The sequence below is a fragment of the Modestobacter caceresii genome (assembly GCF_000761485.1).
Taxonomy (GTDB): domain Bacteria; phylum Actinomycetota; class Actinomycetes; order Mycobacteriales; family Geodermatophilaceae; genus Modestobacter; species Modestobacter caceresii.
The window spans coordinates 1-278 of the sequence record NZ_JPMX01000121.1 but is presented as its reverse complement, the minus strand read 5'-3'; the positions used below and the strand labels follow the sequence as shown (position 1 = coordinate 278).

Here is a 278-nt window from a genome sequence, read left to right as displayed (position 1 = left end):
CGGGTGGAGGCCATCCAGGGCGACACCTCCGGTGCGGTGTCGGCGATCGGCCGGATCTCGGAGATCATCGGGTCGATCAACGACTTCCAGCTGACCATCGCCTCTGCGGTGGAGGAGCAGACGGCGACCACCAACGAGATGTCCCGGTCGGTGCAGGAAGCGGCCGGCGGGTCGACGGAGATCGCCACGAACATCACCGGTGTGTCGGCGGCGGCCACCTCGACGACGCAGGCGCTGGGGCAGACCCGGCAGGCCGTCGACGAGCTGTCCCGGATGGC

General features: G+C 69.8%; 1 pseudogene. It reads left to right on the top strand.

The annotated features are described in order from the left end of the window. Nucleotides 1–278 (top strand): annotated as a pseudogene (locus IN07_RS26020) (methyl-accepting chemotaxis protein); the annotation flags it as partial.